Below are 17,060 nucleotides of genomic sequence, written 5' to 3'. Positions count from 1 at the left end.
GGGCCGGATCAGGGACGGGGAAGCAGCACGGCGAGCGTCGCGTCGTCGTGCTGCTTGACCGGGCCCCGCCCCGGCCGCGCCAACAGCTCCGGCCGGCCGGTCTCGTGGCGGCGGACGGTGTCGATGACGGCGCCGGGCCCGGACCGCTCGGCGATCCCGAACACCTCCGCCCAGTCGAGCGCGAAGAACTCGGTCAGCCGGGAGACGCCGTCGGTGCAGAGCAGCAGCCGACGCAGCCCGGACCGGGCCACCCGGCCGGTCACCGCCTCGGCCGCCGCCGCCGGATCGGTCGACGCCACCCAGAAACCGCCCGGCCGGTTGCGCAGCCGGGCCACCGTGTGCCGGTCGTACGCCGGCAGGGTGTCGGTGCGGTCGTCGTGCACGACCGTGCGGCCGTCCGCGTTCTCGAACACCACCGACGAGTCGCACAGCACCAGATAGTCCACCTGGTCGTCTGCGGCCCGGACCATGGCGACCGTCGACGACGGACTGTGCGGGTTGGACAGGTCGCAGCGACCCCCGTGGCGGCCCCGCAGCCGGTCGATGGCGGTGGCCAGGACCCGGTCGAGCGGTGCCGCCGGGGCGGCCGTCAGCGCGCCCCCCAGGCAGTCACCCAACTGCCGCACCAGCCAGGCCGGACCGTGTACGCAGCCGGTGTCGAGACCGGGCGGCCGGGTGACGCCGTCCAGCACGAACGCCCAGTCGGCCGACACCACGACGTGGTCCTCGTTGGGCCGGTCCGATCCGGGCGCGGTGGCGAAGGCGAAGTCCACTGTCGCGGCCGGCTCAGCCGGCCATGGTCTCCGCGATGGCCTCGCGGAACGCCTCCGACCGGTGCTCGAAGTTGCGGAACCGGCCGTAGCTGGGCGCGGCCGGCGACAACAGCACGACCCCGCCGGTCGGGGTGATCTTGCGGGCCCGGCGCACCGCGTCGGACAGGTCGTCGACGATCTCGCACCGCACGCCCGGCAGCCCGGTCAGCGCCTCGATGATCCGCGGGCCGCTGTCCGGAATGCCGATCACGGTGATCTCGCGCTCGGCCAGGTGGTCGCGGAGCGGCGCGTAGTCCACCCCCCGGTCGGTGCCGCCCAGGATGACCGTCAACGGCCGCCCGTCGTACGCGTCGATGGCGTGCATGGCCGCGTACGGGCTGGTGGCGAGCGTGTCGTCGACGAAGGTGAGCCCGGACGGGTCGGGGATCTCGGTGAGCCGGTGGGCGAGTCCCTGGAACTCCGCGACCGCGACGGCCAGCGTGTCCTTGCGCGCCGCCACGTCGACGCCGAGCACGTCGAGCACGGCGAGCGCGACGCAGAGGTTGCCCTCGTTGTGCCGGCCGACGAGCGGCAGCACCGCGCGGGGGAAGAGCGGCGTGTCCCGCAGGTGGAACCAGGGCGTGCCGTCCGGGCCGGTCGCCACGTGGGTGGTGTCCGGCGAGCCGGCGCGGACCGCCGCCCGGTCGCCGAGCTCCGCGGCGAGCCGGGGGTCCGCCCCGTTGACCACCACGGCGTGCGGGCCGTGCGCCAGCAGGTTCAGCTTGTCCCGGTAGTACTCCCGCTCCCCGCCGTGCGCGTCCAGGTGCTCCGGGAACAACGCGGTGACCACGGAGATCCGCGGCGAGTCGGTCAGGTCGCTGCACTGGTAGCTGGAGAGTTCCAGCACGTACAGCTCCGCGTCGGGCAGCTCCAGCGTGGGCACGCCGATGTTGCCGCCGAACACGTTCGGCCGGCCGACGGCGACCAGCAGATGGCTGATCAGGCTGGAGGTGGTGCTCTTGCCCTTGCTGCCGGTCACCCCGATGGTCCGGTCGGCGTGGTCGGCCATCCAGAGCGCGGTGCCCTGCGTCACCGGGACGCCGCGCTGCCGCAGCTCGCTCATCCACCTGTGGGTCTGCGGCACGCCCGGCGAACGGACCACCACGTCGGCGGCGAGGAGCGCGTCCCGCCCCGGCTCGCCGGTGACCAGCGGGGCGGTCTCGGCCAGCGCGCCCTCCCAGGGCAGCGACAGGAAGTTCGCCCGGTCGTCCACCGCGACGAGACCGGCCGGACCGTGCGCGGCGACCGCTCGGGCGGCGGCCATGCCCTCACGCCCCGTGCCCCAGATCGCCACAGAGCGTCCGCGCAGGTCAGACAGGCGCACGTTGAATCTCCTTGCTCACGTCCCGGTAGGTCCGGACTAGTATGACCTGTGCTTAACGGACAGCTCGGACGGATGGCCGCCTTCACCTTCCCGTCGTACTCGATCGACTTCGCCACCGGTGAGGTGCTGTTCGACTACGCCCTGACCGGCCCCGACGGCGATCAGCGGTTCACCGAGGTGATCACGCTTCCGCTGCCGGCGGAGCCGGTCTCCGACGCCACCGCGACGCGGCTGGCCCGGGTCCTGGAGCTGCTGCACGTGGTCGCCGGCGTCAGCTACTACAAGGCCGCCGCGCCGCCCCGGCTGGTGCTGCCGGCGCCGCTGGGGTCCGCCGCCGTCGAGCTGGTCACCGCCGTCTACACCAAGGGCCTCGCCGAGTACGCGTACCGCAACGCGCTGCCGCACGTGTTGACGCTGCGCCCGGAGGTCCCGGCCGGTTCCGTCGAGACGGCGGCGCCGTGGGACAACTCCGACCGGCGTCCGCTGTCGGCGGTGGGCGGCGGCAAGGACTCCATCGTCACGCTGGAGGCGCTGCGCCGGGCCGGCCTCGACCCGGTGCCGTTCTCGGTCAACCCGAACCACGTGATCGTCTCGGTGAACGAGGCGTCCGATCTGGTGCCGCTCGCCGCCCGGCGGCGACTCGACCCGGTGCTGTTCGAGCTGAACCGGGCCGGGGCCCGCAACGGGCACATCCCGGTCACCGCGATCAACTCGCTGATCGCGGTCGCCACCGCCGTGCTGCACGACCTCGGGCCGGTGGTGATGTCGAACGAGCGCTCCGCGTCCGACCCGAACCTGGTCTGGCAGGGCCACGAGATCAACCACCAGTGGTCCAAGGGCGTCGAGGCGGAAGGGCTGCTGCGGGCCGCGCTGGCCGAGCACGCCGGGCTCACCGAGCCGTACTTCTCGCTCCTGCGTTCCCTGTCCGAGCTGCACATCGCCCGGCTGTTCGCCGAGATCGACAGGTACGACGCGGTGGTGACGAGCTGCAACGCCGCGTTCAAGCTGCACGACGCGAGCGAGCGCTGGTGCCGGAACTGCCCGAAGTGCCGCTTCGTCTTCCTGGCCATGGCCCCGTTCATGCCCCGCGAGCGGCTCACCGGCATCTTCGGCGGTGACCTGCTGGCCGACGAGTCCCAGGTCCCCGGCTACCGGGAGCTGCTCGGCGTGGACGGGCACAAGCCGTTCGAGTGCGTCGGCGAGGTGGAGGAGTCGGTGGTGGCGCTGAGCCTGCTCGCGCAGCAGGACCAGTGGCGGGACGCCCCGGTGGTGCGCGCCCTGGTGGCGGCGCTGCCGGACACCGCCTGGCAGGCCGCCGCGACCTCCGACGTGTTCACCCCCACCGGCCCGAACTTCGTCCCCGCCCCCTACGCCAAAACCCTCCAGTCCCTGATCTGACCCTCCCCCGCGAATGGCCGCTCTTTCCCGGAAAGCGTGGACATTTCGCGCGCCATGGGCCCGCTTTCCGGGAAAGAGCGGCGTACCCGCCCCGGTCACGGGGTGCGGACGGCGTCCAGGGCCAGCAGCGCGACGTGCAGGGAGAGGCACTGGTCGACCGAGTCGAGGTCGGCGTCGAGGATGCGGCCGATGCGGGCCAGCCGCTCGTAGAACGCCGGCCGGGACAGGTGCGCGGCCACCGCGCCGGCCGACTTGTTGCGGCCCTGCTCCAGGTACGCCCGCAAGGTGCCGAGCAACTGCTCCCGGGGATGCTGCGCGTCGTACGCCAGCAGCGGGCCGAGTTCCCGCTCCACGAACGTCTGCAACCGGGGTTCGTCCCGCAGCAGGTGCAGCAGGCCGGCCAGCCCGACGTGCGGCAGCCGGAAGCAGGGCAGGTCACGCGGGTCCCGCCGGGCCGCCTCGGCGATCTGCCGCGCCTCGACCAGCGACCGGCGTGCCTCGCGCAGGCTGCTCACCCCGGAGCCGGCCGCCACGACGACCGCCGGACGGGCCGGCACGTCGACCGGCCGCACGCCCCCGGTGGCGCCGCCCCGGCCGGTCCCGTCGACCGGGCGCGCCGGGCCGGGAGCCGCGCCCCGACCCGCCCCGTCGACCGGGCGCACGCCCCCGGTGCCCGCAGCCCGGCCGGCCCCGTCCGTCGGGCGGGCCGGGCGGGGGGCCGGCGGGCGGGGCGGGGCGGCGTCGAGGCGTACCCGACGCAACGCGGCGGCGAACGCGGCGAGCGCCCTCTCCTCGTCGGCCGGGTCGGGCAGCGCCAGCAGCGCGCCGACCGCGTGGTCGTCGACGGCGCTGGTCAGCGCCGTCAGTTTGGCCTCGCGCATGGCCTGGCCGACCGCCTCGGCGAGATCGCGGAGGCGGGCCGGACCGGCCTCCGGGCCGACGGCCTCCGGATCACGGCGGCGCGTCGCACCGGAATCGTCGTGGCCGTCCGGCCCGGCGTCCCCGGCCGGGTCGTCGCTGCGGTGCCGGACCACCACGCCGACCAGGTGCCGCCGGTCCAGGGTGACGCCGAGCGCCTTGGCCCGCAGCGCCACCTCGTCCACCGGGCGGGAATGGTCGATGAGCGCGGTCAGCAGCGTCCGGTGGATCTGTCGTTCCAGGCCCTCGGCGTCGCGGCGGATCAGCCGGCCCAGGGCGAGCGTGGAGGCGGCCCGCTCGATCAGGATGGTGAGCCGGGTGGGCGGCGCGGCCTCGGCCGCCGGCCAGCGCAGCAGCAGCCGACCCCAGTCCTGCCCCCGCGCGCCGACGGTGGTGACCAGCCAGCCGCTGTCCGGGTCGTACGCGGTCCGCCCGGCCGGCCGGATCCGGCGGGAGTGCTGCTCCCAGCCGTTCAGCAGCAGTTCCGCGTTCTCCCCCGCCGGGTCGTACGCGAGCACCTGCCGGGACAGGTTCTCCAGCACCACCGGGCAGCCGGCCAGCTCGGCGGCCTGCCGCAGCACCTCGGCCGGCTCGGCGCCCTCCACGGACAGCTCGGTGAACCGTTGGTGGATCTCCTCGGTGGCCCGCAGTTCGGTGAGCTGGGCGTCCACGATCAGCGCGTGCACCGCCTCGGTGATCCGCACGAACGGGGTGGCCCGGCGCAGCTCGACCAGCGGCAGTCCGCGCCGTTCGGCGGCGGCGGCCATCACCCGGGGCACGCCGCCGACGTAGCGGCGGCCCAGCTCGACGACCAGCCCGGAGACCCCGACGTCGGCCAGGTCGCCGACGAACGCGCGCAGCCCGGCGTCGTCGGCGGGCAGCCCGATGCCGGTGGTCAGCACCAGCTCGCCGCCGCCGAGCAGGGTGGCGATGTCCGGCACCTCGGTGACGTGCACCCACCGCACCGGGCGGTCCAGCCCGGCGTCGCCGGCGACCAGGCGCGGCGCGCCGTGGCGCACCGGCACCAGGCCGAGCACCTCACGCACGGTAGGGAACACGGGCGACACGCTACCCTGCGTCACCACCGGAACCGAAGCCCCGTCCGTGCGGTCCCGGTTCAGTCGACGCCGAACTCCATCGCGGCGCGGTCGAGCCACTCGTCCTCCGCCGAGGGGACGCCCCGGGAGGCGATGGCCTCCGCGCCGCCCTCCGGCATCGCGCCGATCAGGCCGGTCGAGGCCGCCTGCGCGGCGCCGACCATCCGCTGCGGGGCGGTGCCGCCGACCATGCCGAGCGAGGCGTACTGCTCCAGCTTGGCCCGCGAGTCGGCGATGTCCAGGTTGCGCATGGTGAGCTGGCCGATCCGGTCCGACGGGCCGAACGCCGAGTCCTCGGTGCGTTCCATGGACAGCTTGTCCGGGTGGTAGCTGAACGCCGGGCCGGTGGTGTCCAGGATCGAGTAGTCCTCGCCCCGGCGCAGCCGCAACGTCACCTCGCCGGTGACCGCCGTGCCGACCCAGCGCTGCAACGACTCGCGCAGCATCAGCGCCTGCGGGTCGAGCCAGCGCCCCTCGTACATCAGCCGGCCGAGGCGGCGGCCCTCGGTGTGGTAGTTGGCCAGGGTGTCCTCGTTGTGGATGGCGTTGACCAGCCGCTCGTACGCGGCGTGCAGCAGCGCCATGCCGGGCGCCTCGTAGATGCCCCGGCTCTTCGCCTCGATGATCCGGTTCTCGATCTGGTCGGACATGCCCAGGCCGTGCCGGCCGCCGATGGCGTTGGCCTCCAGCACCAGGTCGACCGGGCTGCCGAACTCCTTGCCGTTGATGGTCACCGGGCGGCCCTGGTCGAAGCCGATCGTGACGTCCTCGGTGGGGATCTCCACCGTCGGGTCCCAGAACCGGACGCCCATGATCGGGCTGACCGTCTCGATGCCGGTGTCCAGGTGCTCAAGCGTCTTCGCCTCGTGGGTGGCGCCCCAGATGTTGGCGTCGGTGGAGTACGCCTTCTCGGTGCTGTCCCGGTAGGGCAGGTCGCGGTCGAGCAGCCACTCCGACATCTCCTTGCGCCCACCGAGTTCGGTGACGAAGGCGGTGTCGAGCCACGGCTTGTAGATGCGCAGCTGCGGGTTGGCCAGCAGGCCGTACCGGTAGAACCGCTCGATGTCGTTGCCCTTGAACGTCGAGCCGTCGCCCCAGATCTGGACGTCGTCGGCGACCATCGCCCGCACCAGCAGCGTGCCGGTGACGGCCCGGCCGAGCGGGGTGGTGTTGAAGTAGGCCCGCCCGCCCGAGCGGATGTGGAACGCCCCGCAGGTCAGCGCCGCGAGACCTTCCTCGACCAGGGCGGCTCGGCAGTCGACCAGCCGGGCGATCTCGGCGCCGTAGCTGAGCGCGCGGCCGGGCACCGAGGCGATGTCGGGCTCGTCGTACTGGCCGATGTCGGCGGTGTAGGCGCAGGGCACGGCGCCCTTGTCGCGCATCCACGCGACCGCGACCGAGGTGTCGAGGCCGCCGGAGAAGGCGATGCCGACACGTTCGCCGGTGGGCAGGGAGGTGAGGACCTTGGACACAGGAAGATTATGCACCAAGCCGCATGGTCATGCAAGCGACCGTCACAGTGGGTCGTCGCGGCCGAGTTCCCAGCAGGCCACCGCGGTCGCGGCGGCGACGTTCAGCGAATCCACGCCCCGACGCATCGGGATCACCACGCGCACGTCGCTGGCGGCCATCGCCGCCGCCGTCAGCCCGGCGCCCTCCGCGCCCAGCAGCAACGCCGCGCGGGCCCGCTGGTCGCCGGTCAGCCGCTGGATCGGCACCGCGTCCGGCGCCGGCGTCAGGGCCAGCACCGTGAAGCCGGCCGCGCGGACCCGGTCCAGCCCGCCCGGCCAGGGCTCCAGCTTCGCGTACGGCACCGCGAACACCTCGCCCATGCTGACCCGTACGCTGCGCCGGTAGAGCGGGTCGGCGCAGGTCGGCGACAGCAGCACGGCGTCCACCCCGAGCGCCGCCACGGCCCGGAAGATCGCGCCCAGGTTGGTGTGGTTGTTGACGTCCTCCAGCACCACCACCCGGCGGGCGGCGGCCAGCACCTCGTCCGTCGACGGCAGCGGCTTGCGGTGGAACGAGGCCAGCACGCCCCGGTGCACGTGGAAGCCGGTGGCCCGCTGGAGCACCGCCGGCGTGGCCGCGTACACCGGCGCGTCGCCGGTGTCGAGGTCGGCGAGCTGGTCCGCCCGCTTCGCGTCGACCAGGTACGACCGGGCCGGGTAACCGGCCCGCAGCGCCCGCCGCAGCACCAGCTCCCCCTCGGCGATGAACAACCCGTGCGGGGGCTCCCAGCGGGTCCGCAGCTCCACGTCGGTCAACGCGCGGTAGTCGGCGATCCGGTCGTCGTCGGGGTCGGTGATCTCGTGGACGGGCACCCGACGATTCTGCCCGGTGCCCCGACCCGACCCCCGGCGCGGGCCGGGTTTCCGCCGCCCGAGGCGGGGAACGGAGCCGGGGAAGCGGACACCGACGGAGGGACCACCACGATGGGCGCGGACCACCCCGACGACGGCCGGCTGCCCCGCGGCGCCACCGTGGCCGATCACATCGTGGCCCGGCTCGCCGAGTGGGGCGTGCACCGCTACTACGGCTATCCCGGGGACGGCATCAACGGCCTGACGTCGGCGCTGCAACGCGCCGAGGGGCGCGCCCGGTTCATCCAGGTACGCCACGAGGAGACCGCCGGCTTCGCCGCCGGCGCGCACGTCAAGTACGGCGGCGGCCCGCTCGGGTGCGTGGTGGTGACAAGCGGTCCGGGGGCGATCCACGCGCTCAACGGCCTCTACGACGCCAAGCTCGACCACCAGCCGGTGGTGGCGTTGCTCGGGCACACCGCGCTGCCCGCCGAGGGCGGCGGCTACTACCAGGAGGTGGACCTGCTCTCCCTCTACAAGGACGTGGCCGGCGGCTTCCTGGCCCAGCTCGACGACCCGTCCCAGGTCCGGCACCTGGTGGACCGGGCCTGCCGCACGGCGCTCGCGCGGCGTACCGTGACCGCCCTGGTCCTCCCCTCCGACGTGCAGGACGAACCGGCGGTGCCGCAGCCGCCGCACGCGCACGGGTATTACCACACCAGCGCGGTGCCGAGCAGCGCGCCGACCGTGCCGCCGGCCGCCGACGTACGCCTCGCGGCCGAGACGCTGCGCGGCGGCGAGCGGGTGGCGATGCTGGTCGGGCAGGGCGCGCTCGGCGCGGAGAACGAGGTACGCCGGATCGCCGACCGGCTCGGCGCCGGGGTGGCCACCGCGCTGCTCGGCTTCGCCGCCGTGGACCACCGGCAGCCCTGGGTGACCGGCGCGATCGGCCTGCTCGGCACGCGCCCGAGCTGGCAGCTCATGCAGGAGTGCGACCGGCTGCTGATCGTCGGCAGCCAGATGCCGTACTCGGAGTTCTACCCGCCCGAGGGGCAGGCCCGGGCGGTGCAGATCGACCTCGACGGCAGCCGGATGGGGCTGCGCTACCCGACCGAGGTGAACCTGACCGGCGACGCCGGGCCGACGCTGCGGGCCCTCCTGGACGAGCTGGGCCCCGGCCCGGCACCGACCGCCTGGCGGGCCACCATCGCCGACGCCACCGGCAAGTGGCGGGCCGCCCAGCGGGAGCTGGCCGGGCAGCCGGCCGACCCGGTCAACCCGCAGTCGCTGTTCGCCACGCTCGACGACGCGCTGCCCGACGACGCCATGCTCGCCGTGGACTGCGGCACGGCCACCGCCTGGTACGCCCGGCACCTGCGGGTCCGGCCCGGCATGCTGGCCAGCCTCTCCGGCACGCTGCTGTCCATGGGCGGCGGCCTGCCGTACGCGCTGGCGGCGAAGTTCGCCCACCCGGACCGCCCGGTCATCGCGCTGCTCGGCGACGGGGCGATGCAGATGAACGGCGTCAACGAGCTGATCACGGTGGCGAAGTACTGGCGGGAGTGGGCGGACCCCCGGTTCGTGGTGCTGGTGCTCAACAACCGGGACCTGTCGTTCGTGAGCTGGGAGCAGCGCTCCGGCGAGGGCACGCCGCGGTTCCCGGACAGCCAGGACCTGCCGGACGTGGCGTACCACCGGTGGGCGGAGGTGCTGGGGCTCGGCGGCGAGCTGGTCGACGCGCCCGAGCAGGTCCCCGACCTGTGGCCACGGGTGCTCGGCGCGGACCGGCCGGTGGTGGTCAACGCGGTGGTCGACCCGGCGGAGCTGATGCTGCCGCCGCACTTCACCGCCGAGCAGGCCCGCAAGACGGCCGCCGCGCTGCTGCGCGGCGACAGCGACCGGGCGGGCATCCTCCGGCGTGGCCTGCCCGCCACCGTGGCCACCTACCGGCCCCGCCGGCGCGGCCGCTGACCGCTCCCGCCGCCGCCCGCCCGGGATGCTCGCCGCCGGCCGGTCACGCCCGCGCGGGATGCTCGCCGCCGGCCGGTCACGCCCGTTCGTAGCGCAGCAGCACCGACCGGCCGTCGAAGCCGCGCGTGGCGACCAGCCGCAGGGCCTGCCGGTCGAGGCCGGGCAGCAACCGCTTCCCACCACCGAGCAGCACCGGGTGCACGATCACCTGGTACTCGTCGACCAGCCCGAGCGCGGCCAGCGCCGCCGCCGCGCCGGTGCCGCCGGTGACCAGCAGGTCGCCGTCGAGCCCGGCCCGCACCTCGGCCAGTTCCGCCGCCAGGTCGCCGCCGCCGATCACCCGGGCGCCGTGGTCGGCCGCGGCGAGCGTGCGGGACACGACGACCTTCGGGGTACGCCGCCAGATCGGCGCGAACGCCAGGTCGTGCGGATGGTCGGAGATCGACTCCACCTGCGGCCAGTAGCCGGCCATCAGCTCCCACACCCGCCGTCCGTACCCGAACGCGCCGGCCCGCCCGGCCAGCTCCAGGGAGTACGCGGACAGCTCGTCCCCCATCGCCGGCCAGTCGAACTCGCCGTTCGGTCCCTCGACGAAGCCGTCGACCGACTGGTGCACCCAGTAGATGACCCTGCCCATGCTGCGCTCCTCCACCTCACAGGGGCACCCAACCGCGCCCTTCCCCCACCGAGTCGGAGCCCCCCACCCAAATCCGACACCTCCGTGCCCGCTGTTTCACGGAAAGCGTGGCCATCGGGGCGCGGATGACCCCGCTTTCCGTGAAACAGGGGGGTGGTGGGGTGGGGTGGGCGTGTGGGGGCTAGTTGCGGTTCTGGAGCCAGCGGAGGATGTCTGCGGGGAGGTTGTCCCGGGTGTCGGGGCGGGGTTGGGTGGGCTGCTGGGGCTGCGGGCGCGGCTGGGGGCGCTGCGGGTCACCGGCCAGCTCGCGGCTCGGCGCGGTGAAGTCCCGCACCGGCTTGCCGGCGACCGCCGCCTTGATGGTCCGGGCCACCGCGTCGATCACCTTCGCCTGCACCGCGGAGCCGACCAGGTCGGTCGCGTCGTCCGGGTTGGCCGCGATGCCGGCCACGGCCACCTGCGGGGTGAACCCGACGAACGTCTCGGTGGCGTTCCGCTCCGAGCTGCCCGTCTTGCCGGCCACCGGCCGGTCGACGATCCCGTCGACGCCGGTGGCGGTGCCGCCGTTGCACTGCCCGTACGCCGACTGCTGGCCCACCGGGCAGCGGGCCGCGTCGGTGGCCGCCCGCGCCACGTCCGGTTCCAGCACCTGCTTGCAGTTCGGCTGTCCCACGTCGACCGCGTCGCCGTCCGGCGCGGTGACCGAGACCACCGGCAGCGGCGTGCAGTACGTGCCCTCGGCGGCCACCGTCGCGTACGCGTTGGCCAGGTCGAGCGGGGTGGTGGCGGCCACGCCGAGCGTGAACGCGCCCCAGTTGGCGGCGTTGTTCCGGGCGAACGCGGCGTCGGAGTCGGCCCGGAACGTGATGCCCAGGCGCTGCGCCATCTCCACCACCTTGTCCTCGCCGACCTGCTCGGCCAGCCAGACGAAGTACGTGTTGACGGAGCGACCGAAGCCGTCCCACATCATCCGGTAGCCGTCCATCCACTCCGGGTTGGCGTTGCTCGGGCACCACATGCCGTCGCAGTTGCCCTCGGCGTCGGAGGCGTACCGGGTGGGCAGCTTGGCCGGCGCGTCGAAGCCGGTGGCGAGCGGCTTGCCGGCCTCCAGCGCGGCCAGCATGGTGAACAGCTTGAACGTCGACCCGGCCTGGTAGCCGTCCACGCTCGCGCCGCCGGAGATCAACGGGTTGACCGTGTTCGGGTGGTTGGCCTGCCCGCCCGGGTTGTCGGCGAGGCTGTAGTGCCGGTTGACCGCCATGGCGAGCACCCGACCGGTGCCGGGCTCGACCGCCGCGATCGGCAGCGCGCGCTTGTCGTCGTACCCGTAGACCTTGGTGGCCTGCGCCTGCGCGGTCTGCTGGATCTTCGGGTCGAGCGTGGTGACGACCCGGTAGCCGCCGCGGCGCAGCGCCTGCTCGCGCTCGTCGGCGGTGTCGCCGAACGCCGGCTGGGTGAGCCACCACTGGCGCAGGTAGTCGCAGAAGAAGCCCCAGTCGTCGTGGCCCTGCGCGGTCGCCGTGCAGCCGTTGGGCTGGGCGGTCGGGCGCAGCCTCAGCGGCTCGGCCTTGGCCGCCGCCGCCTGCGCGGCGGTGACCGCGCCGGTCTCGGCCATCGAGTCGAGCACGTACGCCCGGCGGGCCAGCGCCGCGTCCTTGTCGCCGTCGATCGGGCTGTACTCGTCGGGCGACTGGACCAGTCCGGCGAGCAGCGCCGCCTCGCCGAGCGTCAGGTCCGCCGGCGCCGTGCCGAAGTAGCGCTGGCTCGCGGCGGCGACGCCGTACGCGCCGGAGCCGAAGTACGCGATGTTGAGGTAGCGGTTGAGGATCTCGTCCTTGGACAGCGACTGCTCCAGCGCGTTCGCGTACCGGATCTCCTGGAGCTTGCGCCCGACGGTCTGCTCGGTGGCGGCCTGCCGTTCCTCGGCGGTGCGGGTGGGGTCGGTCTTGAGCACGTTGCGGACGTACTGCATGGTCAGCGTGGAGCCGCCCTGCTCGGTGCCGCCGCCCTTCACGTTGGCCACCAGCGCACGGGCGATGCCGCGCAGGTCGGCGCCGCCGTGCGAGTAGAACCGCCGGTCCTCGGCCGAGATGATCGCCTGACGCATCACCGGCGCGATCTCGGCCAGCGGCACGTCGGTGCGGTTCACGTCGTAGAACGTGGTGATCAGCGTCTTGCCGTCGTTGGCGTAGAGGTAGGAGCGCTGCGGCTGCGCGGGGGTGCGCAGCGCGTCGGGCAGCTCCGCGTACGCGCCGAGGCTCGCCTTGGCGACGAACCCGCCGAGCAGGCCGGTCGGGAGCGCGGCGAGCGCCAGGACGAGCCCGGCGAGCAGGCCGGCGAGCAGCACGGTGAACAGCCGCGACAGTGGGGACCGGGGAGACGGCATGGAGCCAAGGATTGCCACGAAAGCCGCCTACCGGCCACTTCGCCAGGCAACTGTCAGTTACCTCACGGCAACTGTCCAGCTCCGCCGGCGCCCGCGAACCGGTCAACCGGCGGCAAGCGGGCCGTCCGGTGACGGGGGCGGGGCGGCGACGCTGGCGCTTGCGGCGTCGCGGGCGATGGTCTCCGGGACCAGCCGGCCGCTGCGGTAGCCGATACCGATGCCGGCGACCAGCACGAAGATCGCGCCGAACGTCTGCAACGAGCCGAGCAGCGCGCCGCCGAGGCCGAGCAGCGGCGCGGCGATCATCAGCATGGTGCCGTCGCCGTAGGAGAACATCCCGGAGCGGGCCACCGACCAGCCGGTCAGCACCCAGCCCACGCTGTAGCAGGTGGCCCCGAACAGCACGATGCCGCGCGCGGTCAGGCCGAACACCGGCGTCTGCTCGGCCAGCCCGGCGAACGGCAGCATCAGCACCATGCCGCCGATGCTGGCCAGCAGCCCGGCCAGCGCGACGCGGCGGCACCGGGTGGCCGCGAGCAGGCCGGTGAGCGCGAGCAGGGCCAGCAGCCCCAGCCAGACCGACAGCACCCAGCCCACCAGGTAGAGCGGCTGGCCGTCGGCCGGGTAGGGGTCGTTGCCCACCCCGCCGTCGCTGGCCATCGCGACCACGCCGTAGAGGACCGCGTACGCCGGGAGCAGCCAGACCGCCGCGCGGGCGAAGCGCCGGACGGACCAGGCCCAGCTCGCGTCCGTGGCCGGGGCCCCCGGCCCCGGTTCGGAGACGAACGGCAGGACCCGGAACCCCCCACCGGTACGCCGGGAGCCGAGCGGTCCGCCGGGGTCGTGCGCGCCGGGGACCGGGGTACGGGAGAAGAGCCGATTCGCCGGTTCCGTCATGCGCCACCTCGCTCGCGCCACGGGTGGCCCGGTACGCGCAACGACGCCCCGGCCCTGGTCACCACCCGTCCCTGAGACCGATGGTGGCAGGCGCCGGGGCGCCGGATGAGCGATTCTCGGATTTGCCGGGATCAGCCCCGTTCGCGCTGGTCCGCCGGGTCGTTGAGCAGGGACTCCGGGGACACCGGCTCCGGGGCCGGCAGGCCCTTCGCCGTGCTGCCGCCGGTGGCCTGCGCCTCCGCCACGCGTACCTCGTCGTGGATCTCCTGGGCGGCGACGGCCGCGGCCTGGGCGGCCTCGGCGGCCTCCCGCTCGACCTCGCTGGCGGTCCTGGCCGCTTCCGGCGACGGCTGGTCGCCGACCATGTTCGCCAGCCCGCCCAACGCGCCGCCCATGCCCTCCAAGGCCCGGGTCAGCTCGGTCGGCACGATCCAGACCTTGTTGGCGGTGCCGTTGGCGATCTGCGGCAGCGCCTGGAGGTACTGGTAGGCCAGCACCTTCTGGCTCGGGTTGGCGGTGTGGATCGCGTCGAAGACGGTGCGGATCGCCTTGGCCTGACCCTCCGCCTGGAGGATCCGGGCCTGCCGGTCACCGTCGGCGCGCAGCACCGCGGCCTGCTTCTCACCCTCGGCGGTGAGGATCTGGGACTGCTTGTGCCCCTCGGCGTTGAGGATGGCGGCGCGGCGGTCCCGCTCGGCGCGCATCTGCTTCTCCATCGAGTCGCGGATGCTCGGCGGCGGCTCGATCGCCTTGATCTCGACCCGGGTCACCTTGATGCCCCAGCGGCCGGTGGTCTCGTCCAGCACGCCGGACAGGTGCCGGTTGATCTCCTCGCGGCTGGTCAGCGCGCGCTCCAAGTCCAGCGAGCCGATCACGTTACGCAGCGTGGTGACGGTGAGCTGCTCGATCGCCTGGAGGAAGTTGGAGATCTCGTAGGTGGCCCGGACCGAGTCGACCACCTTGAAGTAGAGCACCGTGTCGATCGAGACGACCAGGTTGTCCGAGGTGATCACCGGCTGCGGCGGGAAGCTGACCACCTGCTCGCGCATGTCGACCTTGGTGCGCACCGCGTCGACGAACGGCACCAGCAGGTTCAGGCCGGGGCTCAGGGTGCGCTTGTACTTGCCGAGCCGCTCCACCACGTCCTGGCGCTGCTGCGGCACGATCCGCACCGCCTTGGCCAGCGTGACCACCACGATCAGCGCCACGGCGATCAACAGGACCGCTGCAAACTCCATATCTTCACCCTCTCGCTTCGGGCAGCTCGCCCGGGGCGGAAATGTCGTCCTGCCAGACCAGGGCGGTCGCGCCCCGGACCTTTATCACCTGCACCCGCTGGCCGACGGCGTACGTCTGCGTCGCGTCGAACGAGCGGGCCGTCCACAGCTCACCATCGATCTTGACCATGCCACGGTCGGCGTCCACCGGCTCCAGCACCACCGCGCTGGACCCCTCGATGGCCTCGACGCCGAACGGCTGTTCGCCGGCCTCCAGCGCCGACCGGGCGTTGCGGCGGATCGCCGGCCGGGCCAGCGCCAGGGACAGCGCCGACACCACCGCGAAGATCACCGCCTGGAGCGCCACCGGCGCGCCGAGCGCGGCGGCGCCGGCCGCGGCGAACGCCCCGACCCCGAACATGATCAGGAAGAGCGTCGTCGTGAAGATCTCGGCGACCGCCAGTACCACACCCAGAACGATCCAGAACACGGCGTCCACGTGGCCAATCGTGACACGTCGGAGCACGTGTCATCGAACTGTCATGATCGCTAGGCTGGCCGGGCCGGACGGCGACGAGGAGGACGAGATGGCTCTGCTGCCCGAGACCGCACGCCAGGTGGACCTGCTGGTCGCCCACGCCCAGGCGGACGGACGCGGACCGTCGGTCGCCCTCGGGGTGGTCCGCGACGGCGAGCTGGCACACGTGTCGGTCGCCGGCGAACAGCCCCGCCCCCACGTCGACACGCAGTACCGGATCGGCTCGATCACCAAGACCATGACCGCCGTGCTGGTGATGCAGCAGCGCGACGCCGGGCGGCTGACCCTCGACGACCCGCTCGACAAGCACCTGCCCGGCACCCCGGTCGGCGCGCTCACCGTGCGCCAGCTGCTCGGGCACGCCAGCGGGCTGCAACGCGAGCCGGACGGCGGATGGTGGGAACGCGCCGACGGCACCGACCTGGACACGCTGCTCGCCGGGCTGACCCCGGACAAGATCGCCTACCCGCCGCACCGGGTCTACCACTACTCCAACCTGGCGTACGGGCTGCTCGGCGGCGCGCTGGAACGGATCACCGGCACCCCGTGGCGCGCGTTGCTGACCGAGCGGCTGCTGACGCCGCTCGGCATGCGCCGCACCACCGTGCTGCCGACCGAGCCGTACGCCCGCGGCTTCGTCGTGCACCCGTGGCACCAGACGCTGCGGGAGGAGCCGCTGACCGACACCGGGGCGATGGCGCCGGCCGGGCAGCTCTGGTCGACGGTCGAGGACCTGGCCCGCTGGGCGGCGTTCCTCGCCGACCCGGACCCGGCGCTGCTCGACCCGGCCACGCTGACCGAGATGTGCGTCCCGGTGGCGATCAGCGACCTGGACTCGTGGACCGGCGGCCACGGCCTCGGTGTGGAGCTCTACCGGGTCGGCGACCGGGTGTACGTGGGCCACGGCGGGTCGATGCCCGGCTTCGTCGCCGGCCTGGTGGTGCACCGCCCCACCCGGACCGCGGTGGTGGACTTCGCCAACGCGTACGGGCTGCGCGGGCACCACGTCGTGGGGATGGCCCGCGACGTGCTCACCCGGGTGCTGGACGCCGAGCCGCCCGCGCCCGCCCCGTGGCGTCCGGCCGCTCCCCCCGCCGCCGACGCGGCCGAGTTGACCGGCCGCTGGTGGTGGATGGGCGTCGAGTACGAGTTCCGCGCCGATCCGGCCGGTGACCTGGTGGGTGGGCCGATGGGCGGCCCGCCGCTCCGCTTCACCCCGCAGGGGCCGGACCGCTGGCGGGGCCGGTCCGGCCCGCAGGACGGGGAGGTCCTCACCGTCGTCCGCGACGACTCCGGCGAGGCGGTCGCACTCGACATCGCCACCTTCGTCCTGACCCGCTCCCCCGACCAGGCCCCCTGACCCGGGGCGCCTACCAACTTGAGTACATGGACGACTCACCCCCCGACCCGTCCACGCCATCAACTTCGTAGCGCCCCGCAAGACCTCACCCACGACTGCGGAACCGAGCCGCGGACACGGCACCCGACGGGCCGGGGGCGACCGTGACCGGCGCAGGGATCAAGCCTGACCGCCCCGCGCCCGGCACCGGCGCCCCCCGCCC

13 protein-coding genes are annotated in these 17,060 nt (G+C 73.9%); 3 read left to right on the top strand and 10 right to left on the bottom strand.

Going from position 1 to position 17,060, the window contains the following annotated elements; genetic code table 11:
* Positions 1 to 8 precede the first annotated feature (8 nt).
* The gene (locus ACLQ2W_RS24930; RefSeq protein ID WP_425789114.1) at positions 9 to 773 is read right to left on the bottom strand and encodes a protein phosphatase 2C domain-containing protein; all 765 of its coding nucleotides are present in this window, start codon (positions 771 to 773) and stop codon (positions 9 to 11) included.
* A 13-nt stretch (positions 774 to 786) separates the two neighbouring features.
* Positions 787 to 2,136, bottom strand: a complete 1,350-nt coding sequence (gene murD / locus ACLQ2W_RS24925; RefSeq protein ID WP_425789112.1) for a UDP-N-acetylmuramoyl-L-alanine--D-glutamate ligase — start codon at positions 2,134 to 2,136, stop codon at positions 787 to 789.
* 48 nt (positions 2,137 to 2,184) lie between these two features.
* Here murD and ACLQ2W_RS24920 point away from each other — a divergent pair, with 48 nt between their 5' ends.
* Complete coding sequence (locus tag ACLQ2W_RS24920) at positions 2,185 to 3,534, top strand: hypothetical protein (protein WP_425789110.1); 1,350 nt, start codon at positions 2,185 to 2,187, stop codon at positions 3,532 to 3,534.
* A 95-nt stretch (positions 3,535 to 3,629) separates the two neighbouring features.
* On the opposite strand, the gene ACLQ2W_RS24915 is transcribed toward ACLQ2W_RS24920, so the two are convergent.
* The 3 genes from ACLQ2W_RS24915 to ACLQ2W_RS24905 are packed head-to-tail and all read right to left on the bottom strand — an operon-like array spanning position 3,630 to position 7,873.
* Entirely contained in the window at positions 3,630 to 5,519 is a 1,890-nt protein-coding gene (locus tag ACLQ2W_RS24915) for a PucR family transcriptional regulator (RefSeq protein ID WP_425789108.1), read from the bottom strand.
* A 50-nt stretch (positions 5,520 to 5,569) separates the two neighbouring features.
* On the bottom strand, positions 5,570 to 7,021 hold the full coding sequence (argG, locus tag ACLQ2W_RS24910) for an argininosuccinate synthase (RefSeq protein WP_281938741.1): 1,452 nt from the start codon (positions 7,019 to 7,021) through the stop codon (positions 5,570 to 5,572).
* 42 nt (positions 7,022 to 7,063) lie between these two features.
* Positions 7,064 to 7,873: a TrmH family RNA methyltransferase gene (locus ACLQ2W_RS24905; protein ID WP_405090325.1), complete on the bottom strand. Its 810-nt coding sequence runs from the start codon at positions 7,871 to 7,873 to the stop codon at positions 7,064 to 7,066.
* A 111-nt stretch (positions 7,874 to 7,984) separates the two neighbouring features.
* Here ACLQ2W_RS24905 and ACLQ2W_RS24900 point away from each other — a divergent pair, with 111 nt between their 5' ends.
* A complete protein-coding gene (locus ACLQ2W_RS24900; RefSeq protein ID WP_425789105.1) occupies positions 7,985 to 9,823 on the top strand; it encodes a thiamine pyrophosphate-requiring protein in 1,839 nt (612 codons plus the stop codon).
* A 76-nt stretch (positions 9,824 to 9,899) separates the two neighbouring features.
* Here ACLQ2W_RS24900 and ACLQ2W_RS24895 read toward each other — a convergent pair whose 3' ends face one another.
* The 5 genes from ACLQ2W_RS24895 to ACLQ2W_RS24875 form a co-directional block, all read right to left on the bottom strand.
* A complete protein-coding gene (locus ACLQ2W_RS24895; RefSeq protein WP_425789103.1) occupies positions 9,900 to 10,460 on the bottom strand; it encodes a dihydrofolate reductase family protein in 561 nt (186 codons plus the stop codon).
* A gap of 181 nt (positions 10,461 to 10,641) precedes the next feature.
* Entirely contained in the window at positions 10,642 to 12,846 is a 2,205-nt protein-coding gene (locus tag ACLQ2W_RS24890; RefSeq protein WP_425789101.1) for a transglycosylase domain-containing protein, read from the bottom strand.
* A gap of 102 nt (positions 12,847 to 12,948) precedes the next feature.
* Positions 12,949 to 13,743, bottom strand: coding sequence for a hypothetical protein (locus ACLQ2W_RS24885; RefSeq protein ID WP_425789099.1), 795 nt, complete (start codon positions 13,741 to 13,743; stop codon positions 12,949 to 12,951).
* 131 nt (positions 13,744 to 13,874) lie between these two features.
* Positions 13,875 to 14,981: an SPFH domain-containing protein gene (locus ACLQ2W_RS24880; RefSeq protein ID WP_425789097.1), complete on the bottom strand. Its 1,107-nt coding sequence runs from the start codon at positions 14,979 to 14,981 to the stop codon at positions 13,875 to 13,877.
* A 4-nt stretch (positions 14,982 to 14,985) separates the two neighbouring features.
* Positions 14,986 to 15,459, bottom strand: coding sequence for an NfeD family protein (locus tag ACLQ2W_RS24875; protein WP_396861255.1), 474 nt, complete (start codon positions 15,457 to 15,459; stop codon positions 14,986 to 14,988).
* Positions 15,460 to 15,547: 88 nt separating this feature from the next.
* Here ACLQ2W_RS24875 and ACLQ2W_RS24870 point away from each other — a divergent pair, with 88 nt between their 5' ends.
* The gene (locus ACLQ2W_RS24870) at positions 15,548 to 16,858 is read left to right on the top strand and encodes a serine hydrolase domain-containing protein (RefSeq protein ID WP_425789500.1); all 1,311 of its coding nucleotides are present in this window, start codon (positions 15,548 to 15,550) and stop codon (positions 16,856 to 16,858) included.
* Positions 16,859 to 17,060 lie beyond the last annotated feature (202 nt).

The sequence above is a fragment of the Micromonospora sp. DT227 genome (assembly GCF_049841835.1).
Taxonomy (GTDB): domain Bacteria; phylum Actinomycetota; class Actinomycetes; order Mycobacteriales; family Micromonosporaceae; genus Micromonospora.
The sequence above is the reverse complement of the archived record's forward strand: the minus strand, read 5'-3'. Positions and strand labels throughout refer to the sequence as shown.

Coding starts and splice junctions, on each gene's coding strand:
- ACLQ2W_RS24885 (WP_425789099.1), bottom strand. CDS start 13,743: ATGACGGAACCGGCGAATCGGCTCTTCTCCCGTACCCCGGTCCCCGGC.
- ACLQ2W_RS24890 (WP_425789101.1), bottom strand. CDS start 12,846: ATGCCGTCTCCCCGGTCCCCACTGTCGCGGCTGTTCACCGTGCTGCTC.
- ACLQ2W_RS24870 (WP_425789500.1), top strand. CDS start 15,548: ATGGCTCTGCTGCCCGAGACCGCACGCCAGGTGGACCTGCTGGTCGCC.
- ACLQ2W_RS24880 (WP_425789097.1), bottom strand. CDS start 14,981: ATGGAGTTTGCAGCGGTCCTGTTGATCGCCGTGGCGCTGATCGTGGTG.
- ACLQ2W_RS24895 (WP_425789103.1), bottom strand. CDS start 10,460: ATGGGCAGGGTCATCTACTGGGTGCACCAGTCGGTCGACGGCTTCGTC.
- ACLQ2W_RS24900 (WP_425789105.1), top strand. CDS start 7,985: ATGGGCGCGGACCACCCCGACGACGGCCGGCTGCCCCGCGGCGCCACC.